This is a genomic window from Streptococcus sanguinis, from assembly GCF_900475275.1.
Taxonomy (GTDB): Bacteria; Bacillota; Bacilli; order Lactobacillales; family Streptococcaceae; genus Streptococcus; species Streptococcus sanguinis_N.
Map to the genome: position 1 here is coordinate 2,227,821 of NZ_LS483364.1, position 26,073 is coordinate 2,253,893.

A 26,073-nucleotide genomic window follows, 5' to 3' on the forward strand; every position below is an offset into this window, starting at 1 on the left:
AATTGAGATTTAAATTTTGCTATAATCATTTTATGAACAATACCTACTATTTTATCCGTCATGCGCATTCTAACTATACACCTGATGAAATCAACCGACCATTATCAGACAAAGGGCAAGAATCCTTGGCGCAGCTTGACTTTTTAGCAGACAAACCCATTACCGCCATTTATTCCAGTCCTTACCGAAGAGCCATCCAGACGGTTGAACCTTTGGCTCAGAGCCTGAAACTCGCTATTCAAACCGACAAACGGCTAATAGAGCGAAAGCTAAGTAGTCAAGCGATTGCCGACCAAGACTTTGAAGAAGCCCTCATGCAACTTTGGTCACAGCCGACTTTTTCATTTGTTGGTGGCGAGTCTAATCAACAAGCTCAACAGCGAGCCTTAGCCTTTCTTCATGAACTGGAAAGCGAACACCAAAACGAAGAGATTATCATTAACTCCCATGGTAACCTTATCTGCATTTTACTAAGCGCATTCGATTCCAGAATTGATTACAACTTTTGGCATAACCTTTCCATGCCAGATGTGCTAGTTTTAGATAAAAACGAAAAAATCACTCACCTCCTATAAAATATCGTATCGCCTAGCAAGGCTCGGCTAAATCTTATCGCTCATATATGTTATAATAATGGAAACTGGAGGTAAAAGATGTTTCCAATCCGTATTACAACTCTTATGACTGAAGAAGTTTATAAAAGATTTTCATGGGCTATTCTCATACGACGAAAAGGATTTGTATTATACATAATCATACTGATAATCGGGCTGTTCGCCTACGTAATGCTCGGTCCATTAGAGGAAAAGATAATATCTATAATATTGGCTCCCCCCATTTTCGCCTCTATGTACTATTTTGGCATGAATTATCAGATAAAGAGAGCTTATCAAAAAAATCCTTTATTTCAGAACATGGAAGTCACTCTGATATTTGACAGAGAGGCTTTTATAGCAAGAAACATACGTGGTGAATTTCGCTATACCTATGATGATATTGTCAAAGTAATTATGACAAAGCAAGATTTTTATATCTTGATAGGAGAGAACACTGGTTTCGCAATTGAAAAAGAAAACTGTTCTCCTGAGGCTCTTGAGTTCTTGCTAGAACTTCACATTGAGCATATGTAAAAGAAAAAGCAGGCTAGACTGACAGTAGATCAGTTCTGGTCTGCTTTTTATCTTGTAAATAATTGCTTGATATCCATCAACTTCTCTATTTTCTGATTGATTTCTGGTCGGTAGTCACAGAAGTTAATGCTCTGGATGCCACTGTTGGCAGCGACATCCACATCCAGCGTCCGGTCGCCGATATAGTAGGTTTCCTGCTTGTCCAGGCCATATTTCTCAAGCAGATAGTCAACACCCTCTGGGTGGGGCTTGCGCTCAAAGCCGTTGGCTGTTGTGATAATTTCTGTAAAATAATCATGAATGCCCAAGTCTTGCAAGATTTGATGGGCATTGAGTCCCTTGTGGGTATAGACGAACTGGGCAATGCCCTGCTCCTCAGCCCAAGCCAGTATCTCCGCTGCTCCTTCCATCAGATGGACCTGAGCATTTTTCTCCTTTAGGCTTGCTCCACGGAAGGCATTCATCTCGGCAGCATCCAGCCCCTTCTCAGACGCTACTTTTTCCAAGAGCTTCTGGACAGAGTGCTTTAGGATATAGCTGTGAATACTCGCCCTGTCGAAGTCCAGACCATAGTGAGCATAGGTTTCCTCAATCCCCGCCAAAATAGCATCGTAGGAGTCCAGCAAGGTGCCGTCCAAATCCCAAATAAACGCTTTTGTCATGTGATTTTCCTCATTTTTCTGTCAAATAAAACCTTTAAAAATAGCCAGCGGAAGCCATTGTCCAAGAGCATCCCAGTCCAGACTCCCGGCAGACCCAAACCAAAGGTCACACCCAGCAAGTAACCGGCAATAATGCGAATCAGCCACATGCCAACAGTCGTGGCATAAAAGGGCAGTCTGGCATTCCCCAGCCCCTGCCAGATAGCTGTGTAAATCACGGTTCCAACTGCCATGGGAGTTCCCAGCAGGGAGAAAAGCATGACCGAAAGACTGGCTGTGATAGCTCCGCTATTGTCCGTATAGAGCAAGGTCAGCGGCCGACCAAAAGCAAAAATTCCTAGAGCCACGGGCAGCATGCAAGCAAAAGACAGCCAGAAGGTCCGCTGACGAATCAGACCGACCTCTTTCATATCTCCCTCACCTACTGCATGGCCTACAAGCATGACTGTTGCTGTTGCGACCCCGAAGATTGGCATATAATTAAACTGCGTCAGAACTTCACCGATGGCATTCCCCGCTACTGCATCCGTCCCAAAGACGACCACAATGGCGATAATCACTACATCACCCGCCCGCATCATGAGCCGCTCTCCAGCAGCTGGCAGAGACAGGCGCAAGAGCTCTCTATCTAAGCCCCAACTCCAGCGAATTGTGGACAAATCCAGCTCCCGCCAGAGAATCAGCACACCGACCAAACGAGCCAGCACCGTTCCCAACGCTACACCGACAATACCAAGCCGAAAGACGTAAATCCCCAGACCGGAAAAGAAGGCATTGAGGACATTAGTCAGAAGACTGATATACATGGGGAATCTTGGATTGCGTGTGACCCGCACCAGAGCTCCAAAGGAAGTCATCAAGCCTAGCAGAACAATAGTCCCACCAACCAGAGCCAGATATAGACCGCCTGCTTCAGCCACCGCCTTTTCCGTCCCCAGAAGGTCCAGCATCTGCCTGCCAAAGAGCAGGGAAATCAGCCCCAACAGAAGACTCAGAAGCAACGTCAGCTTGATAGCCTCAGCTGTATGATAGGCCAGACGCTCCTTGTCCCCCTGAGCCAGAGTCTTGGAGATGAGACTGGAAATAGCAGCACCCAGAGCGATAAAGATTGCCTGATAAATCGTAATGATGTTGCCGGCCACCGAGACACCAGAGATTGCAATCAGCCCAAGACTGGCCACCAGATAGCTGTCGACCATTCCCATGAGCATCTGCAAAAAATTCTCCGCCATAGCCGGCAAGGCGATATTCATGATTTTTTTATAAGTCGTCATAATCTGAAAATCTCCTGCATTTGTATATCCTTTCTTACTTAAGATTCCCACCCTCCATCATAGAGAATAGAAAGCGGTGGGACTATTGTCCTACCGCATATGAATCTCCTATCACAAAAGCTCGTTTTAAGAACAAACTCCCACACTATACTACTTCGCATTCCCAAGCTTAATGAATATCTTCACTCCTCCACAAAGAGTCCTAAGATATGGACATTATCTGCGACGGAAACGAAGGCAGCTGGGTCGGTCTGCTTCATGATTTGCTTGAATTCATTAAACTCAGCTCGGGTAATAACTGTCACCAGAACAGCTTTTTTCTCATGATTATAAGTTCCCTCGGCGCCATGAATAACTGTCGCCCCACGATGCAGCTTGTTGTGAATCTTATCAATCACTCTGTCTGGATGGCTGGTGATAATCATGGCTTGCATACGCTTCTGCTTGGTAAAGACCGCATCCGTCACCCGGCTTGATACAAAAATAGTAATCATGGAGTACAGCGCATATTCCCAGCCAAAGGTCAAACCCGCAATCAGCATAATAATCCCATTAACAATCAGGGAAATATTCCCGACATTTCGGCCTGTTTTTTTCCGAACAGTCAGACTGACAATATCAGTCCCACCACTGGAAATGCTGGACTTAAGGGCAAAGCCAATCCCCGTGCCCATGACCACACCGCCGAAAAGGGCGTTAATAATAGGATTATCAGTCAAGGTTACTTCCGGCACAAACTGGATAAAAAGTGAGCTCATCGTAACCGTGATAAAGGTGAAAATGGTAAACTTATGCCCAATCTGGTACCAGGCCAGAATCATCAGCGGAATATTGATGGCGTAAAAAGTCACAGAAACCGGAATGGTAAAACCAAAGAAACGAGTACTGAGGGCAGTAATGACCTGCGCCAGACCAGTCGCCCCGCTGGAATAAACATGCCCCGGCTGAAAGAAGAAATTAACTGCAACAGCCGACAAAAAGCCATAGACAAGTGAGGCAGAAATCTTCTCATCGTACTTCTCACGCGAGATACTCTTTAAAGACCGCAAAATCTTAAAATTATAAGCAAACCTGCGGACATAATAGCGAAAGAGTTTGTAAAAATTAGTCTTTTTCATGTGCTTCCACTTGTAAACTCAATTCCTCTAGTTGAGCGACCGATACTGGACTAGGTGCCTGTGTCATTGGATCAGAAGCCTTGTTATTCTTTGGAAAGGCGATGACTTCGCGGATATTTTCTTCACCAGCCAGCAGCATCACAAAGCGGTCCAAGCCCAAAGCCAAGCCGCCATGCGGTGGAAAACCATAGTCCATAGCCTCCAGAAGGAAGCCAAACTGCTCAGCAGCTTCTTGAGCTGAGAAGCCAAGCGCCTTGAACATCCGCTCTTGCAAGTCTTTCTGGTTGATCCGAAGACTGCCGCCGCCTAACTCATAACCATTGAGGACGATATCATAAGCCACAGCCCGTACCTTGCTCAGGTCGCCTTCCAGCTCTTGCTCAGAATCTTTCTGAGGTAAGGTAAAAGGATGGTGGGCACTCATGTAGCGCTCCTCTTCTTCTGACCATTCAAACATGGGCCAGTCCACCACCCAAAGATAGTTAAATGTATCTGGGTCAATCAAGTCCAGCTCTTTAGCCAAGCGCACCCGAAGAGCTCCCAAAGCTGCGTTTGCCACTTCCAAAGTATCAGCCACAAAGAGAACTAGGTCATTATTTTCAAGCTGTAAAGCTTCTGTCAACGGACTTGTCAGATCTGTCAAGAACTTAGCAACTGGACCAGTCAGCTCACCATCAGCCACTTTCAACCAAGCAAGACCCTTAGCACCATGCTGTTTCGCTTGCTCTGTCAGCTTATCAATATCCTTACGAGAGTATTTATCTGCAGCATTTTTCACGACGATGGCCTTGACAGCTGGAGCTTCTGAAAAGACCTTAAAGTCAACTCCCTTGACAAGATCTGTCAAGTCCTGCAACAACATCTTAAAACGAGTATCAGGCTTATCAACCCCATAAAGAGCCATGGCATCATCATACTTCATACGAGGGAAAGGCAGAGAAACATCAATACCTTTGGTCTCTTTCATAACACGAGCAATCAAGCCTTCTGTAATGTCCTGAATCTCCTGATCAGACAAGAAAGAAGTCTCCAAGTCCACCTGAGTAAACTCTGGCTGACGATCACCACGCAAGTCCTCATCACGGAAGCATTTAACAATCTGATAATAACGGTCGAAACCAGCGTTCATCAAGAGCTGCTTGGTAATCTGCGGACTCTGAGGCAGAGCGTAAAAGTGCCCCTGATGAACCCGACTAGGAACCAAGTAATCACGCGCTCCTTCAGGCGTTGACTTAGCTAGGAAAGGTGTTTCCACATCAAGGAACTCCAGTTCATCTAGATAATTGCGGATAGAGTGAGTCACCTTGGCACGGAGCTTGAAGTTCTCCAGCATCTCTGGCCGGCGCAAGTCCAGATAACGGTAACGCAAACGCGTATCGTCATTCACTTCAATGCCGTCTTTGATTTCAAAAGGCGTCGTCTTGGCTGTATTTAAGACAGTCAGATTCTCCACATGCAGCTCCACGCTTCCTGTCGCCAGCTTGTCATTGGCCTGCTCACGCGCAGCTACCTTACCAGTCACTTCCAACACATACTCACTGCGCAGGCTTTCCGCTGTTGACATGACCTCTGCAGACACTGTCTCAGGATTGATGACTAGCTGCATAATGCCTTCGCGGTCGCGCAAATCAATGAAAATCAGACCGCCCAAATCCCGACGGCGAGCTACCCAGCCCTTTAAAGTGACTTCCTGACCAACATGCTCCTTGCGAACACGCCCAGCATACATAGAACGTTTCATCTTTACTCTCCAAATTTTTAATTCTGTTACTATTTTACCACAAAGAGCCTAAGAAAGCCCTTCTGTCCGTTCTTTTTCTGAAAAATATTAAAGCTCTTCATGACTAATGCTGACAATTATGACAAAAGGCCTGAGGCAAACGACCTCAGACCCACTGTCTACTCTATAGATTATTCCTTTTTCTTGCTATCCTCATAGAGACTGGGCGCAAATGCTTTTGTCACCATGGCCGTCAAGAAGCGAAACCCTCCCGCTGCCAAACCAAAAATCGGCGCCAAAGCACGGAAGAAAAAATCCCCCCGCATAAAATAACAAAGCAGCCCTGTAATCACAAAGATAGCCAAGCCCTGTACCACAACCACCAATAATATTTTCTTCATCATTCCCTCGACTTTCTATAGACTATTATAGCATAAGCCATCTGGGTTTCTATAAACAAATTTGTTTATAGAAACCTAAAAATAGATCTAACATCAGAGCTGGATTCAAAAAGCTAAGGAGAATCCTTAGCTAAATAAATTAAATCTTTGATTTATCAGATGATGAAGATGAACTTGAGTCAGATTTTGACCCAGAATCAGTTGTTTTATTACCTTTACGTGTTTCAGCATCATTAGACGAATACTCATTCACAAAAATAGATTTCCGTAATTCAAGGAAGCTCTCATCAGTAAGAATGTAGCGACCTTCCTTTGTTTTAGTTAACTCTATTGTAAACTCACGAGGTTCAATGTAACCAAAGTCCTCATTCATACGATCAAAGGCATAGTAGAAAAGGAAGTTATTAAGTAGAGCTAGACGTTTTTCAAGATCTGGATTAGTCGAATCTTCCAACTCTTTTACATCTTCAATTCCATTTTCAAAGAGACTCGCTTTAGCAAGATTAATCACATTTGCCAAATCACGAGTTGCAATAGCACGAGACTTAAATGTTACTGTTGCAGTCTCTTCATCATCCTCAACACCAGTAATCTCGAAGTCATCCCCAATAGTTGCCAAGACTTTAAAGCGAGCCTGATCAAACAACTCTAATGTTTTTGATGGAGTAAATGATTCAGTCTTTAAATCAATAGTATAATCTTCTTCTGGCGTATATTTGGATATGTTTTCGTCTACGTAGGCTTGAGAAATTCCTTTCTTCCATTTGTCAACAGAAGTCCCCATTAAGGTTGTAAAACCTGAAGAATGATCTGTAAAGACTGCTCGCAGAATGATATCGGCATCTTTCTCAATTCGCTTTTCATTCGTTTCTTTCTCAGATGAGGATGAAGATGATTGTTCTGTCTTCACATCTTCTGATTTTTTCTTCTCTGACTTTGGTAGCATTGAGCAAGCTCCAAGCAAAAGAACACAGGCAGGCAATACACCAAATTTAAGGATTTTTCTCATTGTTTCTCCTTTTAAATTAATAGAATATGACTATTATACCAAAATATTATCCACTTGTTGCTTTATATCATATCCCTGTAACAAAACTGTAACATTCTCTTTGTAAAACAAAATTATATACTTTGCTTAAAACCCCAATTTCTCAAAAATAAGCTGATAGTTTTCTTGGATTTGGTCTAGGCTAACAGTAATCTCTTCACGATTATGGTTGTTCTTAACAGTTACCTGGCCACTTTCCACTTCGCTTTCACCCAAGGTGATAAGAGTTTTGGCTTTAAAGATATCAGCCGACTTAAACTGAGCCTTGAGCTTGCGGTCTAGATAATCCCTCTCTGCCGCAAAGCCCTGTGTGCGGAGAGCCTGCACTAATTCCAAAGCTTTGCCATTGGCACCAGCCCCTAAAACAGCAATATAAGCGTCTAGTCCCGCCTCAATCGGAAGCTCCACACCCTGCTTGTCCAATACGAGAAGCAAACGCTCCAAGCCCATACCAAAGCCAACACCTGGCGTTTCAGGGCCACCAAAGTAAGCAACCAGCCCATCATAACGGCCGCCAGCACAAATAGTCAGCTGACTGCCTGCCACCTCAGTTGTAAACTCGAAAATCGTGTGGTTGTAATAATCCAAACCACGGACCATGTTGGTATTGATGACATAAGGAATCTTCAAGGTCTCTAGCATAGAGCGAACAGCCTCAAAGTAGGTACTGCTCTCCTCATCCAAATAGTCCAGAATAGAAGGCGCACCCTCTACGGCCACATTATCCTCAGGCTCTTTAGAATCCAGCACGCGCAGGGGATTTTCTTCCAAGCGACGTTGACTATCTGCAGACAGACTCGCCTTCAGTGGAGTCAGATAATCAATCAAGGCCTGACGATAAGCTGCTCTACTCTCAGGATTACCCAGTGTATTTAGCTCCAAGCTGACATTGGTGATACCAATATCCTTGAAGAATTGGGCAGCCATGGCGATCATTTCTACGTCTGTCGCAGGATTGCTAGAACCAAAGCACTCTGCTCCAATCTGGTGAAACTCCCGCAGACGGCCAGCCTGAGGCCGCTCATAGCGAAACATAGAGCCCATATAGTAGACTTTGACAGGCTTTTGCACTTCAGGAGCAAAAAGCTTGTTCTCTACATAAGAACGCACCACAGGCGCTGTCCCCTCTGGACGCAGCGTGATATGGCGGTCCCCCTTATCATAGAAGTCATACATTTCCTTAGTCACAATGTCTGTCGTGTCCCCGACAGAGCGGCTAATGACCTCATAGTGCTCAAAAATCGGCGTGCGGATTTCGCCATAATTGTATTTTCTAAATGTCTTGCGGGCAAAGTCTTCTACATACTGCCACTTGGCTGATTCTTGAGGAAGAATGTCCTGAGTTCCTTTAGGTTTTTGTAATTTCATCTTCTGACCTCCGCCTTCTTTAGTACTTATATTCTATCATAAGTCCGCCATTTTGAGGAGTCCGAAAGGGATTTTTCATTTGGAAGAACTAAATCCGTTTTCACGTTCCAAAATAGCTTGAAAAAAAGTCTGAATTGTGAGAAAATAAAAACAATTCAACTCAGAATAGAAGGGAATAGCTATGAGAGACGACATCAAAATCAACGACCGAGCAGCTGCCATTCAGGATAAGTTGGTGGAGAAGCTCGAGCGTATTTACGATCCGGATGTAGAGCTGGATGTCTATAACTTAGGGCTGATTTATGAAATCAACTTAGACGAAACCGGCCACTGCAAGGTTGTTATGACCTTTACCGATACAGCCTGTGATTGTGCTGAGAGTCTGCCCATCGCCATCATGGACTCTCTTAAGAAAATTGAAGAGATTGAAAGTGCCTCTGTCGAGGTTACTTGGTCTCCTGCTTGGAAAATCACCCGTATCAGCCGCTTCGGCCGCATTGCTCTGGGAATCAGTCCTAGATAAGAAGGAACTTAGTTTATCTACATTTAAAATAAAAACACCAAACCCGCTAGAAAAACTAGCGGGTTCTTTTGTCATATATAGGCTATTTCTTACCTGTTTCTTCTGGTTTCCAGAAGTCAGTAACAGCACCTTTAGCGGCAGACGATACCATGTGAGCATATTTACCAAGTACCCCGCGACTATAAAGCGGTGGAATAGTCGTTTCTGCCTTACGTTTCGCCAGCTCTTCGTCAGAGACTGCCATAGAGATTTCCTTGGTATCTTGGTCAACCGTGACCATATCGCCTGTACGAAGATAGGCAATCGGACCACCATCCTGAGCTTCTGGAGCAATGTGTCCAACAACCAAGCCGTAAGTACCGCCTGAGAAGCGACCATCTGTTAGAAGGGCCACCTTGTCTCCTTGACCTTTCCCTACGATGATAGAAGAAAGTGACAGCATTTCTGGCATACCAGGGCCACCCTTTGGTCCAACATAACGAACTACAACCACATCGCCATCGACCACCTCATCGGCCAGTACCGCATCAATAGCAGCTTCTTCTGAGTCAAAGACCTTGGCTGGTCCGACGTGACGGCGTACTTTAACACCAGAAACCTTAGCAACAGCGCCGTCTGGAGCCAGATTACCATGCAAGATAATCAATGGACCGTCTGCCCGCTTCGGATTTTCAAGTGGCATAATGACCTTTTGACCCGGTGTCAAATCAGCAAATTCTGCTAGATTCTCTGCCACCGTTTTACCTGTACAAGTAATGCGGTCGCCATGCAGGAAGCCGTTCGCCAAGAGATATTTCATCACAGCCGGCACTCCACCAACCTCATAAAGGTCTTGGAAGACATACTGACCTGACGGTTTCAAGTCAGCCAAATGTGGCACTTTCTCTTGAATGACATTAAAGTCATCAAGCGTCAGCTCAACATTGGCCGCGTGCGCCATGGCCAGCAAGTGCAGAGTAGCATTTGTAGAACCACCCAGAGCCATGGTCACTGTGATTGCATCTTCAAAGGCTTCACGTGTCAAAATATCAGACGGCTTCAGCCCCATTTTCAGCATTTTCACAACAGCACGACCAGCTGCTTCGATATCTTCTTGCTTGTCCTTGGACTCAGCTGGGTGAGAAGAAGAGCCTGGCAGGCTCATGCCCAGAACTTCAATAGCCGTCGCCATAGTATTGGCTGTATACATACCACCACAGCCACCAGGGCCAGGGCAGGCATTACACTCAATGCGTCGTACTTCCTCAGCTGTCAAGTCACCATGGTTCCATTTCCCGATTCCTTCAAAGACAGAAACCAAGTCAATATCCTTGCCGTCCAGATTCCCCGGTGCAATCGTTCCGCCGTAGGCAAAGACAGCAGGGATATCCATATTAGCAATGGCAATCATGGAGCCTGGCATATTCTTATCACAGCCCCCGATAGCTACAAAGGCATCCACATTGTGCCCGCCCATGGCAGCTTCGATGGAGTCTGCGATGATGTCGCGTGAGGTCAGAGAGAAGCGCATGCCTGGCGTTCCCATGGCAATCCCGTCCGCAACCGTAATAGTCCCGTACTGAACAGGCCAAGCACCCTCTGCTTTGATACCTTCCTTGGCCAGCTTGCCCAAGTCATGCAAGTGGATGTTACAGGGTGTATTTTCCGCCCAAGTGGAAATCACCCCAACAATAGGCGTTTCAAAATCTTTATCAGTCATCCCCGTCGCGCGAAGCATGGCACGGTTAGGAGATTTAACCATACTGTCATAAATCTTACTTCTGTGACGAATATCCTTATCTGTCATATCTTTCCCTTTCATTGCAGTAATCTTTGTGCTTTATTATACCACACTTAGGCTGTATTTTACAGAGGAAAATTTTTAAATTTTCAGAAGATTCAAAAATGAATTTTCCTCAAAAATCCCAAGCAATTAAAACTTATCAGCTTAATTCCTGAAACAAACAAATTCTTCTCAAAAATAGTCAAACTCTAAAAAACACTAAAAGTCCGGACCAATTTACCCCCACGGATATCCAACACAATCACCTCAGAATTCCCGTCTATACCGCTACCAGAACGCTCTCTCAAATCATAGCCTACTAGGTAATAACCATCCCAAAAATGACTGTAGTCTAAGTTTTTAAGCTTCTGGAAAAAGACTCCGGGGTACTTATCTATAGCTTTCTCATCATATAAATCATCAACCAATAACTCATAGTTCACTCGAAGCTGCAGAGTATGTTTTTGCAGATAAGACTTGACATCAACATTATAATAACCATTGAGAGGCAGGCCTTTCTGCCTGTTCTTTTGGAAATCCTGAACTAGCTCTGCTTGCCCAGCATCCAGCATTTCTGAGGTTATTTGATTGTCATCCTGACGAAGCACTTCTATTGTTTCACCTGAAATTTCTTTTAAAGTCAGATCCTCATCTTCTAGCTTTTTGAAGACCGACTTCATTTTCTTAAACTGATTCTGAACATAAGGCTGCTGCCACATGGCTTCCAACTGAATGCTATCATCTAAGCCTGTCTCAGTTTCCTCAGGTACGGGACTTAATCTTGAAGCTTCGTATTGCTTAGTTGTCGGATCATAATCCACGCTATCTGAGAAGGTCAAAAGTCTTCCATCAATCTTTTCTTTATAGTTAAAGTCCATGGTCTCCCCATAACCTGCCGGTCTATCGTAGTTTTTGACTGTCACTTTCCCCTTGTATCCCATTCTTTGGAAATCCATAGTCAAATGCTTTTCCACATCTTTCATAGTTTGATAATCACGAAAACTTTTCACTCCCCAAAAGATTAAAACAATACACATGATTCCCAGCCAGAATAGACCAAGTAATTTTAATGCTGCTTTCATAGTCCGCCTCCTTTGTTCCTATTATAGCATACGGAAAAACCGGTTTCTTTTAAAAACCTAAGCAGAAAAGATTTAAAAAAATCTGTCAAGTAACTTTACTTTACAAAAAAGTTTTGTTATACTATTAAAGTTGATGAAAATCATCAAATTGAATCGAATTCACAATCTAAAAGGAGAAACAAACAATGGCAGTACCTGCACGTCGCACTTCCAAAGCGAAGAAAAACAAACGCCGCACTCACTACAAAGTGACAGCTCCAACTGTAACTTTTGATGAAACTACTGGTGATTACTCACGCTCTCACCGTGTATCCCTTAAAGGATACTACAAGGGCCGTAAGATTGCCAAAGCTGCTGCAGCAGAATAATAGAAGGGAGCTACCATGCGCGTAAATATCACACTTGAACACAAAGAATCTGGTGAACGCTTGTACCTTACTTCTAAAAACAAGCGCAACACACCAGACCGTCTTCAATTGAAGAAATACTCACCAAAACTTCGCAAGCACGTTGTGTTTACAGAAGTTAAGTAATTTATATAACAAAAAACCTTTGAAATCAACGTTTCAAAGGTTTTTTTCTTTTTGTTTCAAGCCCTAGCTAAACAACAAACTTAATACTAGATCTCAAAAGAATTATGCCTCCTCTTTCTGTCTGAGTTCAAAGAGGTCTTCTACTTTTAGATTAAAAACTTGAGCAATTTTGAGAGCCATTTCCAGCGATGGATTGTAGCGGTTATTTTCCAAGTGCAGAATTGTCTCTCGCCTCATGCCGATGCGGTCGGCTAGCTCCTGCTGGGTCATGCCCTTGGACTCACGAATGGATTTGAGATTAGTGACAATCTTGCTTTCTTTGGCCATAGTTATCCTCTCCGTTCTGAGATAAGATAGACAACTGCAAAGATGCAAATCAAGGCAGCTATGCTAATAAAGATCTGGCCCATGTAAAGAGTGAGAGACCCCATGTATCCAATGATAACTGCTAGGATCATCAGTGCGCCTAGTATAAAGACAAACATCAAGCTAGCTGCCTTAGCTAGATTAGCATAGAAACGTTCATCTGGAGTTTCCTTGACATTTTTCAAAGAGAAAAAACCAAATACAATCACTTCAATAACGAGACCAACTCCCAAAATCCATTCTTTAATGCCAGATCTTACGCTTGGGGTCGCAACCCAAATCCCTACTGTATAAAAAATGGTTGCTGCAAACAGAAGCATCGTGTACAGCTTAGCAGACAAGTCAAAAATAGTCTTTTCCTTACCTTTCTGACTCTTCCCCGGCCATGGTTTCATGTGTAGCCAGCCCCAAATAGCTATAATCTGACCTAATACTGAAATACCAACAATAATCAACTTGGGTCCCCAACTAAGATTAGAACCAAATAAAACAGTAAAATCAATAAAGAGAGCTGCGGCAATCATCGCAATGAGACCACCCGTTTTTTGACTATTTTTCATGATAGACTCCTTTCCTGGTGTTAGAAATATTTAACACCCTTTATGTTATAAATATATCACACAGCGATTTATAAATCAAGTATTTATGTGCTAAGGTGGCAATTATTTGAAAAAATTCTATAATAAAAGCCCTTGCCAGATAAATAACCAGCAAGGTCCTATGTTTTTATTGATTATTCAAGAATAGCAAAGTCCCTTATTCCATCTCTCTGAGATAGTTCAAAGCTTCGTTGAAGGTTTTGACAGGGACGATTTTCATTTTACTCTTGATTTTGATAGAAGCACGAAGTGCCTCATGGTAGTTAGAGCGCAACTTGGGATTGTACTGGGCAATATCGGCGTCAATGGTATCATCAGGAACAAAGAAAATTTCCGCGCCTGCCTTATCTGCAGCCATGACCTTCATCTCTATCCCGCCAATCCGGCCAACATTTCCCTTGTGGTCAATCGTTCCAGTACCAGCAATAGTTTTTCCTTTAGTAATGTCTTCAGACACGAGCTGATTGTAAAGCTCCAGACTGAACATGAGTCCTCCAGATGGACCTGCTACACCGTTGCTCTTAAACTCCGTCAGAGGATTCATGGCAACACTGGCTTTAGAACCCAATTCGATTCCCAAACCAGGCTTACCAGTTGTCTCATCCACAATTACAGGACCGCTAGCCAAACCGATTACACCATTACGACTGTACTCAATTGATACCACATCGCCGACTGTCCGCTGTTCCATCTGATCAACGATGTCGTATGGGCTAGTGTAAGTCTGATTGTCAATCTTTAAAATCACATCGCCTCGCTGCAACTCCTTTGACAGAGGCGTCTCGCTGCTGATGCCACCTACGTAAATCTCTTTATGCCTAATCTCAACTGTACGACCAGCAGCCTGATAAGCCACCTGCAAGGCATTGAGATGGGAAGATCCCATAGTGCTGTTCTCTCGCTCTTCCCGTCCCTTTTCCTTATCGAAATAGTTTTCAGGAACAGAGACATACTCTGTTTCCAGCCTGTAATTAGGCAGCAGAGTCAAAAAGAGACTGAACACTCGGGCCTTGGAAACACCAACAGCCATGACATAGATTTTACCTTTTCCTTTATCAGTTCCTCCTTGAACTTGGACAAAGTCTTTGGCATTCAAAGCCGGCCTCACGGTCTCTAATTCATAAGGGAGAGGAATAAAGCCAATCCCAGTTAGCACCAAAGCTGTTATTAAGATTCTTGTTACTGATTTCATATCCTTCCTCTTGTTTCTATCAAGTATTGTCTGGTCTTGCTACTTCCTAAATTAATCACCAAAATCCACCACTTCTGCATCATTTTCCATCAGAGTATCAGCAAAAACTGTCCGAACAACCAGAACAAATACACAGTAAAAGCTACTGAAAACTAGGACAGGAATCATCTGAATCAAGCCAAGTAAATCATCCAGTTCCCCCAGCAAGGGACCAATATACTGCCTTATCAGATCCATCAGGAGATGAGTACCCAAGCCAATCAACCCACCAAAAGAAGCGAGAAAAAAGCTGAGCAGAACATAACGACCCCTGCGCTCCTTCATCAGTAGGACTGACTTTCTCAAACAGCCATAAAAAGAAAGCGGCTTGGCCAGATTGTCTCTTGAGCTAGTATCCTGAATGATATAGGACAACAAAAAGAAGTGCGAATCAACCAGATAAGTGAAGAGCAGGTAAAAGACCATGAACAAGAAAGGAAAGAGAAACTGGAAAATCACAATGGCCTCTGGACTTACTGCTCTCCGATAAAAGGCAAAGAGACTAGCCACCCCAAGATTGATGCCGATTGCCGACCAACCCATGTACAAAATCAGAACCTGGACTGCACTGACAATGAAGGAATAAAAGAGGCGAGTAAGCAAGCCATCTGAGATACTGTACCAAACCGCATAGCCAAAATAGAGCTTAACCATCTGCGGATTTCGTATCACTGTCAAGGCAAATTTATTGACGTAAGCAAAACCGAAAGCAATTATAAATGCCAAACAGGTCAAGACTAAAATGGACCGGTAAGACCAACTCGAAACCAGCGGAAAAAGAAACCAGCCCAGTACTGCAAGCGGGATTCCGACCAGCAAAAGGCCTTTCAGCCAGACAAAATAATATTCTGTAACAAAAATCCAAGCTTCTCTGAAAACCCTTGTTACTTTTACATCATTCATCGTTCATTATCCTAAATCCTAAAACCCTTTCTAATTTTTTTCATAAATATTAATCCCCAAAATTAACTATTTCCCGATCATAAGACATCAGGATGTCAGCCATAACCGAGCGGGCTGCCAAGGCATAAATCAGCAAAAAGCCATTTATCATACTAACAATCATTCCCACAATATTAGACACAGCAGCACTAAAAAGTAAACTCAAAATTTCTATCAGACCCAATACTACAGGAATAAGCTTTAAGACAAGCTCTACCAGTAAGTAACGCCCCCTCTGACCATTAATACAAGAAAAGGACTTGCGCAAGCTGCCAAAGGCTGATAGAGGACGCAATAGGTTATCAGAGGAGTTGGTATCTTGAATAATATAAGGCAACAAGAAGAAGTGAGAGACGATAAAATAACTGTAAAACAAATGGAATAACAAGTTAAACATTGGTGCTATCAAAAAAAGCAGGAAGAGCATACTAGCCATCTTCTCTTGGTTATTTGCAACCCAAATCATCCAAGTTCCCATATTCTCTCGAAAATTTGCATCTGACATCAAGGCATTATAGAAGTATACAAAAAGAAGTAACATAGCCAAGACAAACATGAATACGTAAATAGACATAGAAAGCAAACGCCCAAAAAAGCCATCAGAAATACTGTAGCCAACAGCCCTCCAGAAGTTTCTTCGCACCATCTGCGGATTACGAACCATGGTCAAGGAAAACTTATGGATATAAGCAATCACAAAAGAACATAGAAATCCCAGCAGAATTATACTCGGAAGAAATGTAGAAGTCAATGGAGAAAAAAATAGAATTAACAGCCCCAGAATAAAAAATGGCAGTTGAATGATAGCAAGCCCTGCTGTCCATACAAAAAAGTAATCAACAGTCAGTCCCCAGGCTTCCTTTAACACATCGCTTACGTCAAACTTTCTTTTCATAAATCCCCTAATTAAGTCCTTTTCGCCATAAAAGACGATGTCGCAGAAGCAAGCTTTTATTTTTTAGTCCTGAGAGGATGATTAGGAATTTTTAGAGCCCCAGAGAACAAGAAAAACCCCGTCAATCACCTCACCAAAAGAAATTCTTTCTATAATAAAGCAAGCTGAGACATGATTGTCCCAGCCTCCTTAACCTTTTTTCAAAAAATTTCGAATACGAATCATAATCTTGCTTGACCAAGTTTTGTCAGATGCGTATCTTACATTGATAGCAGCCATGCTCTTACCATTGTAGAACTGACCGCCAGGCTTGAGATAGTGCTCGCTGAGATAGCGGGCAACTGTATCTATACCATCGTCAAATGTTGCGAAATTTCCTGCACTGGAAAAAGGACTGGAGTCATAAGCCATGAAACCAAACAGGTTGTGCTTGGCCTGAGCAATCTGACTGCGGCCGTAATCCGATTCGTGAATAGCCAGCCCTACGAGAAAAATTGCATTAACTCCATGATCTTTCTCTGCTTTTTTGAAAGCTTTTCCCAATCCAGCCATCGGCGTGCCAGCCAAACGACTATCAATGAAATCGGCTGACACTGTGCTAGGCACTGTTACATCTTCTGAAAAGACGACTGCTCCTGTTTTCTTGGCCTGAAACTGATCTGACACCTGCACTAAAGACGGATCCAGACTGGCCTTTTCATTTGCCTCTAGGCGGCTGACAGGCAGCACACTGCCTGAAAGGACAGTAGCTGTCGCTAATGCTATGATAACTTTTTTCTTCCTAAACATTTTTTCTATCCATTTCTATTGTTGCTTTTGGTTTCCTAGATTCCTCCCCAGAAATATAGGATGACTGCCATGATGCTCATAGCAGGACCAAAAGGGACTTCTTCTTTCAACTTAAATTTGAATTTCTTAAAGATGGTTGCGATTAAGAGAATCGCTCCAGCTACAAAGAAAGAACCATATCCCAAAATCAGCGTATTCAAGGGGCTAAACCAACTGCTCAGGGCAGCCAAGTAAAGAATGTCTCCCATCCCGAAAGCTTCTTTCTTGTAATAAGCCTTGGCCCCAAAATAAATGAGAGAGTAGAGTCCAGCGCCGACTAGCAGCGAAAAGAGCAGTTCCCAATTGAATTCACTGGTAAAAAACGTAACAGCCATGCGGCCCAGCCAGAAAACCAGCAGAACCGAGTCCGAGATGTACTGAGTATCAAAATCGATATAACCGATGATGAGACAAAGCGACACCAAGAGGCAGGCTGAAACAACCATCCATGGCCCCTGATATTGAAAGATCAGATAAGAGGCCAGCCAGAGCATACCCGTCAGGAGCTCCACAATGAGATAGCGCGGTGAAATCGGCTCCTTGCAGTGATTACATTTAAAGCCCTGCATGATAATCGACACAACCGGAATCAGCTCCACCGAAGTTAAGACATGACCGCAGGACGGACACATAGATCGACCCTTGGCAATGCTCTTTTCCAGTGGCACACGGTAGATGACGACATTGAAAAAGCTCCCAAATACGACACCTAATATAAATACTAAACTTGCAATCATAATTTTTCCCTTTTTATACTCTTTGAAAATCTCAGGTGACTATGTCAAACTTCGACCTCCCTTGAGTATCACTTAGATGCCAGAATGATGGATACTTGCCCCTCCTCCAAACTTAATGAAAATACCATATCTGTTTCTGTATTATTTTGAATGGTCAATTCGGTCAAACCTTCAGCAGGCGTTCCGATGTTGAAATACTGTCCTCGATAGGAAATAACATTGGTCCGTGAAAAGGCGAGCTGCTGAATGGCATCTACAATCTGCTCAGCACCCTGACCGTAAACTTCTTTATTATCTTTACCCTTGACTAGCAGATAGCCAGACTCTGCATTCAAAGCGCCCAGCAACTCTGAGATAGACTTGGTCTCGCCAGGAGCCAAGTAAACATTCTGCAGCTTGTAAAAGGCTGTCTTCATGTTTTGAGCTTGGGCAGCGTTAGTCGGCAGTGGTACTTCCTTACGCTCTATAAAGTGCGTATATTGGCTCAGAAGCTCACTTTGATCTTCTGCTTCAACAGGCGTACTCTCAACCTTGACATCATCAAATTTACCAGTCTTGGCAATCTCCTCAGATGCTTGGATAAAAGCAGCAGGGTCAATCTTATAGCCATTAGACTTGTCTCCCACCTTTACATTAGACTCGCCGTCCATGACCAGATGATTGGTCGTTGGAAGCTGACTGAGAACATCAGGATGGGCAGCCAAGACATCATTTAAAGGTCTGAGCCAAAAAAGACGATTAGGATAGATGGAAATCTGCAGGTTTTCCTTGGTATCGAAAAACGGTGTAAACTTATCCCAGACGGTCTTAGCTGAGATATTATCCAGCCGCTTGAGCTCTTCTTCTGTGAAATAGCTCAGTCCTAAAAATCGCATATCTACAGAGAAGTGTTGCCCTGTAGACAGCTGAAATGTAGCCTTATAGGGCAGTTCTCTGTAAACTTCAATCTCAGCTTCGCTCCGAGAGCGTACCTTCATAGAGGGACGGCCATTGATACTCAGGTCAATCGTTGGATTAAAGACAAAAATGACATAAAATAAACTACCCAGCAGAAAGGCAGCAAGTGTCGCTGCTGGAAGTAGTTTTTGATATTTTGATGAAACCTTTCTTTTTCTTCTTGACATGAATCTCATCCCAACCTTATACTACGCATTCAGCTAAGCGGATAAGGAATTTACGGTCGATACGGCGAAGAAAATCAATGATGTCATCTGAAACAGTATCTCCGGCATTCAGGATAACTCCTCCATCTGCATTAACAAGATCTTTTTGCAGTGTTTTGCCTACCAAAAGACGTTTTTGCCGATCGATAAAGTCGTTAACAGCTTTCTTTGCTCCTGATTCTTCTTCAGCAACTGGAGCTGTGCTGATAGTTGTTTCTACTTCCTCAGCAGGGGCTGCCAATACTTCTTCCAAAGCAGCATCCAGACTCAGCGCTGCATCTGTTTCTTCAACTTCTTCTTCAGCTGGAGCTGTTGTTTCTTGTACCAAGTCTTGAACTTCTGGTTCTTCTGCTGTCTCTACGACTGCTTCAGAAAACTCCAACTCAGGAGCAGCAGCTCCTAGACCTACAGCAACCAAGGCCTCTGTCAAATCTGTCGCAGCTTCTTCTTTTACATCTACTTTTTCATCTACAACTGGCTCGAATACAGGTGCTTCAGCAACTACTTCCTCAATTTTTTCGGCAGGTTTTGCAGCTTCAGTCTCATGGAGCAGATCTGCTGCAGCCAGACGGCCCATTTCTACATCTGCTTCAAGATGAGGAGCTGTCTTTTTTTCATCATTGAGGATGATGTACTCTTTACCAATCATCAAGATGCGTGATTTAGGAATCTGAATTTCCTCGCTGGCATCTTCAGAATTAACCACCAAGTAACCAATTTCATTCTTTTCGTCAATATGATAGTCAACAACAGTTCCCACCTTGTTTCCATCAATTGTGATGACGATTTCGTCAAAGACGCTACCCTGCTTGTCGTTTAAGACCTTCAGATCTGCCTCTTCCAGTTCCTGAAAGACTGAGCTGTTCTCTACCATGACCGCAAAGTCACCGATGCCTTGGATGTTCTTGCTAGACAGCAAGGCAAAAGGCTGTTCAGACTGCTTTGACTTAATGACAAAAGTCAGATTGACCCCCTCGTCAACAAAGACTTCATGGACTTCACCCAGTCCCATCCCTTTTTCAATCTCAATGACAACGGTCCCTGTGATTGTTTTACAACTTTTCATAATTTCCCCTAAAACCCTTCTAATTGATTACAATCAATTGTATGTTTATATAGTATTAATTTTTCACGATTTTGTCCAACATGTTGAACGCTTCTTGACGAAGATTTTGATCTGAGCTGCCTTGGACAATTTCTTTCAGATAACTCTCAGCTTCTTGAACTGCATTAGAAGCCAATAATTCCTGACTTTCCAGTAGAAGGAATTGGAAATAGACTTCTTTATCTCCCGCAGTTGCTGCAGCTGGTCTTGCTTCTGCTGCTTCCTCAGCCTTGAGGATGTCAGTGATTTTCTGAAGCAAATCTTCTTCTGTCTCATCTGTAGCCGGAACGACCGGAGCTGCTTTGATTTGTGCTTCCTCAGCTTTGAGGATGTCAGCAATTCCCTTGAGCAGGTCTTCTTCTGTCTCATCTGCAATTGCTTCTTGAACAGGCTCAGCCTGTGTCCAAAGAGCGTCTTCAGAAACTGATTGAACAACTGTTGGTTCAGCAGCTGCTTCAAACTCAAACGTTTCTGCTGCAGGTGCGAAGTTACTTTCTTCCTCCCAAGTCTCTGCCACTTCAGCAGTCAAATCTTCCTCTTCAGATCCCAGCAAATCATGCTGAATCTGACTGAGAATATCTTGATAACCCTGAATATCAGCACGATCACGGCTAACCATAGACTCTTCAGAAGCAGAAAACTCTGGCTCTGCAGCTGCTTGACTGAAGGCGGAATCCATCTTAGCTTGTGGCTCAACATCCGACTCAGCAAAGAAGAGAGATTCTAAGCTGTTTGCTGCTCTCGACTCTTCTGCTCTAACTGGCTTGATATCTCCCGTAGCAGCAAAAACATCTTCCAGGCTGTTGCCTACTTCTTCTGCCACTGGCTGCTGAGCTTGTTCTTGCTCAGTGAAGAATTCTTCCTCATCTTGAGAAACAACACCTGTCACCTCAACCGCCTGCGGTCTGAAGTTGCCATAGCTAGACTCAGTATAGGACATCGGTCTAATCTTAGACAGAACAGCTGTCTCAAAGGCTGGATCATCTATATCTGTATAGCCTTGATTGCCGGCTGCATTTGCTTCCGTAGGCTGAATCAGAGAGTTGGCCACCTTAATCTTAGTAGAGCCCTTGCGATGATGAAGCAGAGACTGCAAAAATTCATCATTGGCCTTTTGTGATCTGTGGTCCATACCCACCATACCGACCTCAGCTGCCGCTAGCTGACTGTTTGGCTCATATTCTCCAAAGGCAGGAGCTGTAGCCAAGTTATCAACAGGGTAGAGAGGTTTTACTTTCTCAAATCTTGTCATATCTTTTTTGATAGAACGGTCTGCTAGAGTGCGACCAGAAGCAGATACTCTCTGCCTTGCCGGACTTTCCTCAGCCTGAACCCTTTCTTTACTTTCCTTTCTCATCCTACCGGTTGAAGCATTGGAAAAGTTCAAATCTCTAGCAGATGACAAGCCTGCGCTCGTCGCTTCCACTTTCTTGCGTGTGCTCTTGGCGTGCTTCTGGCTTCTGCTTCGCGCAGAAGCAGTTGCTCTCTTCTTGACTGGAGCTAGCTCCTGTGAAAAGAGCAGCACCATATAGACAGCCAAGGCCAAGGCACAGAGTCCAACAAAGGCTATGCCGGGAACTTGTTGAAAGAGGAATGGAGCACCAATCGCAAATAGCATGACCCATACTACGAGAAAAAGGCGCTTTATTAAAGAAATCCTAGAAACAAATAAAATGCTAATCGTATGCAGCGCTATAAGCCCTGCTCCAAAAGGTAAAAAATATGCCATTTGAGTATTTTCGACACCCCCCACTTTCTAAATGATATTAAACTTTTTCAATGCAAAACCAGTCTTGATTTTGTTTTTCCATAAACTCCATTAAAACCCAAAATAGACTCGGGCGTCTATTCTGAGTTTGCTTGTATTATACTTCAAATATCTCTATGTTTTAGTTTACTATAAATGCACCGTGAATACTAGTCTAATAACTTGGTTTTTAGCATTTTTTTAAGAAAAAATTTAGTCATGCTCTTGAAATTTTAAATCATAGACTGATTTGGTATTTTTTCAAAGTGTTTTAGCTAACTACCAAGTTATTCACAGATAGGTTATCCAGCTTCATAGTTGTTTCAGGGCTTTCTCCGCTCGGAGTTTCAAAGTAGTAACCCACAATAGTCATTGGATAGCTGAATCCTGGAATGTTTTCAGGATCGAAGCTGACTTCGCGCCAGCCAGTCCAGCTGTTTGGACGAATGACATGAAGGTAAATTTTCTGCCCGCTGGCATTCTTGACAATCAAGCCAATCTTGCCCTGCCATTGATTAGACAGAGATAGAGAGAAGCTGATAGCATCAGGCTTATTGTTCAAGGATACATACGGTGCTGCAAATTCCATTTCATACATAGTAGAAGACTTGGTTGCTGGAATCTTAACCACATTGGAACCTGAACCCTCAAGAAAGTCCGTATTGTCAACTGTCACATCATATTGATTGCTGCCGCCTGACTGAATCAGCTTCAGTGGTGATTCAAAGCGGTAGATAGTTGATGAATTGTAATAAGCTGACAGACCATCGTTCCGACTAGACTGAGTGCTAAGCTGCTCCAGATAAGACGGAGCTAGATTGGTACTGCTGTTAGCATTCGCGCTGCTAGTTGTATTGGTTGTTGCGGCCCCCAAACTGCCCTTATTGCCGGTTGCATCTGTGCCGCCACCAGCTGTTGTTACAGATATAGAGCCTGCCTGCCAAGTCGGAATCGCAAATGGAGACTCCCAGTTAGCAAACTGAATAGGCGTCTTATCGACATTACTCTCCAGAGTCACATAGCGCTCGACGTCTTTAACTTGATAGAAACGCAGCTTGATTTTACCACTGGTTAGATCAGGGTTTTTGTTTTCCTCTGTGCTAGATAGACTTTTCTTTCCGCCCAATTCCAGTTCGCTGGAAACGATTTTTTGTTGATTGCCATCAATCAATTCCAACAATTTCAGAACCTGTGTATAAGTTCCTTCGAACTCAATATCCGCTGTCATCTGAGTGATGTTGGTATTATTGGTCGTTCCGTTCCCTGGTGTCGCTGTATTAGCTGCAGTTGTTGTTGCAGTATTCGCATCTGATGAAGAGCTGCTGCTAGATGAAGATGAGGACGATGTACCAGACGAGCTAGAAGTCGCACTGGATGAAGAAGACGTCTCACTTGAGCTTGAACTGCTAGTCGTACCAGAAGAATTGGAGTTTTGCCCCTTGGACGAAGTCGCAGCCAATCCCTCCTGCTGGAGTTCCAACTCTGTGCTCTCAGTGTAGTTGACAGACTTGAATTTAATACCGCTTTCGTTGACCAACTTATCAATCAAGAAAATGAACTCCCCTTGATTGGTCGTACCATAGTATTTCTTAGCCTGATCCAGAGTCTTAGCATTCAAAGTTTGGAGCTGTTTGGTAAGAGACTTTCTCTGACTAATCTTGGCATTCTTGCCTTCCAACTCTGTCGAGATAGTTGCATGCTCTTCAGCTAACTGCGCCATCCGTGTATAAGAATTTGTTACCAGATACCCTCCACCAGCAAGGACCGCTACTCCTCCGACACAGGCCAACAATTTCTTGTCACGCTCATTTAAATTACTCAGGATTTTTTTCTTTTCTTTCTCATTTTTGCTCTTCATTGAAATCTACATCCTTCGTCAAAATTTTAATGTTAAACTTGTACACTGTATTGTTATCCTTTTCCTCGCGAGTAATGTTGTCCACAAAAATATGGTTAAACTTCTCAGACTTACGAAGCTCTTCCTCAAACTTAGCGATAGAAAGATGCTCTTGAGACGAACCATTGATTTCTACATTGTCGTTATTAATCTTGATATCGTCAAAGACCAGGTTCCGTGTCACGTTTTTATTAAGGAAGTCCATAAAGGCTTTGTTTACTCGATGCAGGCGGCGGAAGTCACCTTCCAGGCTGGTAAAGAGAAGTTCGTCATTCTTGACCGTAACAATCTTATCTTCAGTCTCAGAGACTGCCTTCAGCTCTTGAGCCATCTCTGGACTCTTGAGTGTCTGCTCCGCTCGGTCAATCTCGCCTTGGAGGTGCATAGCGCTAAACTGGAAGAAGCCAATCAGCACAATCATAATCGCTGCAATTCCAGCAAAAGCGGAAATAGCAGCAAGTTTTAGTGGACTGGTTTTAGCCGGTGCCACATGATATTTTGAAAAGTAGTTTAAATCTCTCCGCATTAGTTTGCTCTCCTAATCAACATGGCTGTAGCCGGAATGAACTCCGCATTAAACTCGGCAGAACCTTCCCACAGTACATTCTCATAATCTACGTTATCAATTGAGATGAATTCCCGATTCATGCTCTGCTTCAGAATAGCTGCCAACTGCCAACAGATATCTTGGTCACCAAAGACGTAGAAACTGTCAATGTTGAGACCGGTTGATCCGCTAAAGAAGTTTTCAGTATTGAGAATGTGGTTCTTAGCATCAGCCACCCACTCATCCAAGGCCCTCTTCAAGAGACCTGTATCCAGATCATCTGAAGCCACTGCTGGAAGCTTCTGCAGTAGACTAGCGTCGTCTGCATAGCTCAGGATGTCCTTGTAGCCACGGTTGAGATAGTTGCTGGTCACAAACTTGCCTTCTGAGTAGAGATAAACACCGATGAAGCTCTTGCTCAGATGTACCATGCCGACATTTTCCTTGGTCAGCTTCTTGGCGCGATTGTTAATCGCTTGTACGCGTTCCAGCCATTTTTCAAAGGTATTAGACTGAAGGTCAAAGACATAAGGTGTCAGCTTCAAATTCTCAGCCAAGCCTAGATATTGCTCTACCACGCCTTTTGGCACAGCATAGACCATGAGTGAGCGAGTATCTTCATCAAGCGGAAAAGCTGAATTAGACTCCTGCTCTTGAAATTGAATAACATAAGAAGTCGGATCGATATCCAGATATTGCTGGAGCTCGTAAGATACCAAGCCCTCAATATCCTCATCATTCTGCACACTAGCGGCTACATCAACCGAACGGGCGATGATATTGGTATTGCCAAGTGCAAAGAATGCATACTTAGCAGTGATTGCATGCTGCTCCATCAGGTCACTGATAATGTTTTTGAGAGTAATTGGGTCGATAATCTCACTATTCAGTACAACACCTTCTGGCAGATTGGCAGATGCCATCTTGATAATCTCCAGCTCATTGCGCTTCTGTCTAGCAACAACCAGATAGACTGATTCGTCAGTGAAGTCAATAGCCATCAGATTGCCCTTAATTGGTTTACCAAACATAGTGTAAGGTGCATGCATTCTAGTGACCGGTTGGCTCGCCGCACCACTGCCTTTCTTAGCAAAGAGCGAACGATTTCCAGACTTAGCAGGCATATCATCACTGCCACTATTCTTAGAAAAGAGCGGCTTGTTGAGCTTGGTTAAGAAGCTCCCTTTTGCCGTTGACTTTTCCTCATCGTCAAAGTCTTCTTGACGATCTGACTTGATTTGAACTCCTTGAATAGATAAGTGTTCTTTATGTTTCCCTTTTGATGAGAAGAGCGGTTTATTTAATTTTCCTAAAAATGAGCCTTTTTTCTCATTGTCTTCTTCGTCCAGAGCTCTTCTGCGCCCCTTGGACGAAAACATATTTTTTGCCATAATC

At 43.5% G+C, this 26,073-nt stretch carries 27 protein-coding genes; 5 read left to right on the forward strand and 22 right to left on the reverse strand.

The window, feature by feature from the left end:
• The first annotated feature begins 32 nt into the window (after positions 1-32).
• Positions 33-575 carry a histidine phosphatase family protein gene (locus tag DQM55_RS11180; RefSeq protein ID WP_111676792.1) on the forward strand — a complete coding sequence of 181 codons (543 nt, stop codon included), beginning with the start codon at positions 33-35 and terminating at the stop codon, positions 573-575.
• Between the two features lie 78 nt (positions 576-653).
• A complete protein-coding gene (locus tag DQM55_RS11185; RefSeq protein ID WP_004189510.1) occupies positions 654-1,130 on the forward strand; it encodes a YcxB family protein in 477 nt (158 codons plus the stop codon).
• 47 nt (positions 1,131-1,177) lie between these two features.
• Here DQM55_RS11185 and DQM55_RS11190 read toward each other — a convergent pair whose 3' ends face one another.
• The 7 genes from DQM55_RS11190 to hisS all read right to left on the reverse strand — a co-directional run bounded on the left by DQM55_RS11190 (position 1,178) and on the right by hisS (position 8,721).
• Positions 1,178-1,792 (reverse strand): HAD-IA family hydrolase, encoded by a 615-nt coding sequence (locus DQM55_RS11190; RefSeq protein ID WP_004189508.1) that lies wholly within the window; start codon positions 1,790-1,792, stop codon positions 1,178-1,180.
• Entirely contained in the window at positions 1,789-3,066 is a 1,278-nt protein-coding gene (locus DQM55_RS11195; RefSeq protein WP_111676793.1) for an MATE family efflux transporter, read from the reverse strand. The genes DQM55_RS11190 and DQM55_RS11195 overlap by 4 nt, the downstream gene beginning before the upstream one ends.
• Positions 3,067-3,248: 182 nt before the next feature.
• Positions 3,249-4,184: a YitT family protein gene (locus DQM55_RS11200; RefSeq protein ID WP_004190308.1), complete on the reverse strand. Its 936-nt coding sequence runs from the start codon at positions 4,182-4,184 to the stop codon at positions 3,249-3,251.
• Positions 4,171-5,925 (reverse strand): aspartate--tRNA ligase, encoded by a 1,755-nt coding sequence (aspS, locus tag DQM55_RS11205; protein WP_111676795.1) that lies wholly within the window; start codon positions 5,923-5,925, stop codon positions 4,171-4,173. Before aspS ends, DQM55_RS11200 begins: the two co-directional genes overlap by 14 nt.
• A 170-nt stretch (positions 5,926-6,095) precedes the next feature.
• The gene (locus DQM55_RS11210) at positions 6,096-6,308 is read right to left on the reverse strand and encodes a hypothetical protein (protein ID WP_002908242.1); all 213 of its coding nucleotides are present in this window, start codon (positions 6,306-6,308) and stop codon (positions 6,096-6,098) included.
• A gap of 136 nt (positions 6,309-6,444) precedes the next feature.
• On the reverse strand, positions 6,445-7,314 hold the full coding sequence (locus DQM55_RS11215) for a hypothetical protein (RefSeq protein WP_111676797.1): 870 nt from the start codon (positions 7,312-7,314) through the stop codon (positions 6,445-6,447).
• 126 nt (positions 7,315-7,440) lie between these two features.
• Positions 7,441-8,721, reverse strand: coding sequence for a histidine--tRNA ligase (hisS, locus tag DQM55_RS11220; RefSeq protein ID WP_111676799.1), 1,281 nt, complete (start codon positions 8,719-8,721; stop codon positions 7,441-7,443).
• Positions 8,722-8,902: 181 nt separating this feature from the next.
• Between hisS and DQM55_RS11225 the strand changes: the two genes are divergently transcribed.
• Positions 8,903-9,244, forward strand: coding sequence for a metal-sulfur cluster assembly factor (locus DQM55_RS11225; protein WP_011837671.1), 342 nt, complete (start codon positions 8,903-8,905; stop codon positions 9,242-9,244).
• An 82-nt stretch (positions 9,245-9,326) separates the two neighbouring features.
• On the opposite strand, the gene ilvD is transcribed toward DQM55_RS11225, so the two are convergent.
• On the reverse strand, positions 9,327-11,030 hold the full coding sequence (gene ilvD, locus DQM55_RS11230) for a dihydroxy-acid dehydratase (RefSeq protein ID WP_023917059.1): 1,704 nt from the start codon (positions 11,028-11,030) through the stop codon (positions 9,327-9,329).
• A gap of 185 nt (positions 11,031-11,215) precedes the next feature.
• Positions 11,216-12,088 carry a hypothetical protein gene (locus DQM55_RS11235; protein WP_111676801.1) on the reverse strand — a complete coding sequence of 291 codons (873 nt, stop codon included), beginning with the start codon at positions 12,086-12,088 and terminating at the stop codon, positions 11,216-11,218.
• A gap of 185 nt (positions 12,089-12,273) precedes the next feature.
• On the opposite strand from DQM55_RS11235, the gene rpmF reads away from it, so the two are divergent.
• Positions 12,274-12,456, forward strand: a complete 183-nt coding sequence (gene rpmF / locus DQM55_RS11240) for a 50S ribosomal protein L32 (RefSeq protein WP_002894148.1) — start codon at positions 12,274-12,276, stop codon at positions 12,454-12,456.
• A gap of 15 nt (positions 12,457-12,471) precedes the next feature.
• Positions 12,472-12,621: a 50S ribosomal protein L33 gene (gene rpmG / locus DQM55_RS11245; protein WP_001265622.1), complete on the forward strand. Its 150-nt coding sequence runs from the start codon at positions 12,472-12,474 to the stop codon at positions 12,619-12,621.
• 102 nt (positions 12,622-12,723) lie between these two features.
• On the opposite strand, the gene DQM55_RS11250 is transcribed toward rpmG, so the two are convergent.
• The 13 genes from DQM55_RS11250 to pilM form a co-directional block, all read right to left on the reverse strand.
• A complete protein-coding gene (locus tag DQM55_RS11250) occupies positions 12,724-12,948 on the reverse strand; it encodes a helix-turn-helix transcriptional regulator (protein WP_111676803.1) in 225 nt (74 codons plus the stop codon).
• 2 nt (positions 12,949-12,950) lie between these two features.
• On the reverse strand, positions 12,951-13,547 hold the full coding sequence (locus tag DQM55_RS11255) for a DUF3796 domain-containing protein (protein WP_111676805.1): 597 nt from the start codon (positions 13,545-13,547) through the stop codon (positions 12,951-12,953).
• 196 nt (positions 13,548-13,743) lie between these two features.
• Positions 13,744-14,778, reverse strand: a complete 1,035-nt coding sequence (locus DQM55_RS11260) for a SepM family pheromone-processing serine protease (protein ID WP_002894161.1) — start codon at positions 14,776-14,778, stop codon at positions 13,744-13,746.
• A 51-nt stretch (positions 14,779-14,829) separates the two neighbouring features.
• The gene (locus tag DQM55_RS11265; RefSeq protein ID WP_002894163.1) at positions 14,830-15,720 is read right to left on the reverse strand and encodes a hypothetical protein; all 891 of its coding nucleotides are present in this window, start codon (positions 15,718-15,720) and stop codon (positions 14,830-14,832) included.
• A 49-nt stretch (positions 15,721-15,769) separates the two neighbouring features.
• Complete coding sequence (locus DQM55_RS11270; protein ID WP_111676807.1) at positions 15,770-16,654, reverse strand: hypothetical protein; 885 nt, start codon at positions 16,652-16,654, stop codon at positions 15,770-15,772.
• A gap of 189 nt (positions 16,655-16,843) precedes the next feature.
• Entirely contained in the window at positions 16,844-17,443 is a 600-nt protein-coding gene (locus DQM55_RS11275; protein ID WP_002922913.1) for a glucosaminidase domain-containing protein, read from the reverse strand.
• Between the two features lie 35 nt (positions 17,444-17,478).
• A complete protein-coding gene (locus tag DQM55_RS11280) occupies positions 17,479-18,219 on the reverse strand; it encodes a prepilin peptidase (protein WP_111676809.1) in 741 nt (246 codons plus the stop codon).
• A 68-nt stretch (positions 18,220-18,287) separates the two neighbouring features.
• Complete coding sequence (locus DQM55_RS11285) at positions 18,288-19,352, reverse strand: VanW family protein (protein ID WP_111676811.1); 1,065 nt, start codon at positions 19,350-19,352, stop codon at positions 18,288-18,290.
• A gap of 7 nt (positions 19,353-19,359) precedes the next feature.
• A complete protein-coding gene (locus DQM55_RS11290; protein WP_111676813.1) occupies positions 19,360-20,448 on the reverse strand; it encodes a PRC-barrel domain-containing protein in 1,089 nt (362 codons plus the stop codon).
• Positions 20,449-20,503: 55 nt separating this feature from the next.
• A complete protein-coding gene (locus tag DQM55_RS11295) occupies positions 20,504-22,216 on the reverse strand; it encodes an SSA_2305 family type IV pilus system protein (protein WP_462885207.1) in 1,713 nt (570 codons plus the stop codon).
• 289 nt (positions 22,217-22,505) lie between these two features.
• Positions 22,506-24,092 (reverse strand): hypothetical protein, encoded by a 1,587-nt coding sequence (locus tag DQM55_RS11300; RefSeq protein ID WP_111676817.1) that lies wholly within the window; start codon positions 24,090-24,092, stop codon positions 22,506-22,508.
• Positions 24,076-24,657: a PilN domain-containing protein gene (locus tag DQM55_RS11305; RefSeq protein WP_002899352.1), complete on the reverse strand. Its 582-nt coding sequence runs from the start codon at positions 24,655-24,657 to the stop codon at positions 24,076-24,078. Before DQM55_RS11305 ends, DQM55_RS11300 begins: the two co-directional genes overlap by 17 nt.
• Positions 24,657-26,069, reverse strand: coding sequence for a pilus assembly protein PilM (gene pilM / locus DQM55_RS11310; RefSeq protein ID WP_111676819.1), 1,413 nt, complete (start codon positions 26,067-26,069; stop codon positions 24,657-24,659). The genes DQM55_RS11305 and pilM overlap by 1 nt, the downstream gene beginning before the upstream one ends.
• Positions 26,070-26,073: the final 4 nt, after the last annotated feature.

Coding starts and splice junctions, on each gene's coding strand:
- DQM55_RS11275 (WP_002922913.1), bottom strand. CDS start 17,443: ATGTTTAGGAAGAAAAAAGTTATCATAGCATTAGCGACAGCTACTGTC.
- DQM55_RS11185 (WP_004189510.1), top strand. CDS start 654: ATGTTTCCAATCCGTATTACAACTCTTATGACTGAAGAAGTTTATAAA.
- hisS (WP_111676799.1), bottom strand. CDS start 8,721: ATGAAATTACAAAAACCTAAAGGAACTCAGGACATTCTTCCTCAAGAA.
- rpmF (WP_002894148.1), top strand. CDS start 12,274: ATGGCAGTACCTGCACGTCGCACTTCCAAAGCGAAGAAAAACAAACGC.
- DQM55_RS11260 (WP_002894161.1), bottom strand. CDS start 14,778: ATGAAATCAGTAACAAGAATCTTAATAACAGCTTTGGTGCTAACTGGG.
- DQM55_RS11305 (WP_002899352.1), bottom strand. CDS start 24,657: ATGCGGAGAGATTTAAACTACTTTTCAAAATATCATGTGGCACCGGCT.
- DQM55_RS11195 (WP_111676793.1), bottom strand. CDS start 3,066: ATGACGACTTATAAAAAAATCATGAATATCGCCTTGCCGGCTATGGCG.
- aspS (WP_111676795.1), bottom strand. CDS start 5,925: ATGAAACGTTCTATGTATGCTGGGCGTGTTCGCAAGGAGCATGTTGGT.
- rpmG (WP_001265622.1), top strand. CDS start 12,472: ATGCGCGTAAATATCACACTTGAACACAAAGAATCTGGTGAACGCTTG.
- pilM (WP_111676819.1), bottom strand. CDS start 26,069: ATGGCAAAAAATATGTTTTCGTCCAAGGGGCGCAGAAGAGCTCTGGAC.
- DQM55_RS11285 (WP_111676811.1), bottom strand. CDS start 19,352: ATGAGATTCATGTCAAGAAGAAAAAGAAAGGTTTCATCAAAATATCAA.
- DQM55_RS11225 (WP_011837671.1), top strand. CDS start 8,903: ATGAGAGACGACATCAAAATCAACGACCGAGCAGCTGCCATTCAGGAT.
- DQM55_RS11180 (WP_111676792.1), top strand. CDS start 33: ATGAACAATACCTACTATTTTATCCGTCATGCGCATTCTAACTATACA.
- DQM55_RS11200 (WP_004190308.1), bottom strand. CDS start 4,184: ATGAAAAAGACTAATTTTTACAAACTCTTTCGCTATTATGTCCGCAGG.
- DQM55_RS11255 (WP_111676805.1), bottom strand. CDS start 13,547: ATGAAAAATAGTCAAAAAACGGGTGGTCTCATTGCGATGATTGCCGCA.
- DQM55_RS11215 (WP_111676797.1), bottom strand. CDS start 7,314: ATGAGAAAAATCCTTAAATTTGGTGTATTGCCTGCCTGTGTTCTTTTG.
- DQM55_RS11270 (WP_111676807.1), bottom strand. CDS start 16,654: ATGAAAAGAAAGTTTGACGTAAGCGATGTGTTAAAGGAAGCCTGGGGA.
- DQM55_RS11210 (WP_002908242.1), bottom strand. CDS start 6,308: ATGATGAAGAAAATATTATTGGTGGTTGTGGTACAGGGCTTGGCTATC.
- DQM55_RS11190 (WP_004189508.1), bottom strand. CDS start 1,792: ATGACAAAAGCGTTTATTTGGGATTTGGACGGCACCTTGCTGGACTCC.
- DQM55_RS11280 (WP_111676809.1), bottom strand. CDS start 18,219: ATGATTGCAAGTTTAGTATTTATATTAGGTGTCGTATTTGGGAGCTTT.
- DQM55_RS11235 (WP_111676801.1), bottom strand. CDS start 12,088: ATGAAAGCAGCATTAAAATTACTTGGTCTATTCTGGCTGGGAATCATG.
- DQM55_RS11300 (WP_111676817.1), bottom strand. CDS start 24,092: ATGAAGAGCAAAAATGAGAAAGAAAAGAAAAAAATCCTGAGTAATTTA.
- DQM55_RS11265 (WP_002894163.1), bottom strand. CDS start 15,720: ATGAATGATGTAAAAGTAACAAGGGTTTTCAGAGAAGCTTGGATTTTT.
- ilvD (WP_023917059.1), bottom strand. CDS start 11,030: ATGACAGATAAGGATATTCGTCACAGAAGTAAGATTTATGACAGTATG.
- DQM55_RS11250 (WP_111676803.1), bottom strand. CDS start 12,948: ATGGCCAAAGAAAGCAAGATTGTCACTAATCTCAAATCCATTCGTGAG.
- DQM55_RS11295 (WP_462885207.1), bottom strand. CDS start 22,216: ATGGCATATTTTTTACCTTTTGGAGCAGGGCTTATAGCGCTGCATACG.
- DQM55_RS11290 (WP_111676813.1), bottom strand. CDS start 20,448: ATGAAAAGTTGTAAAACAATCACAGGGACCGTTGTCATTGAGATTGAA.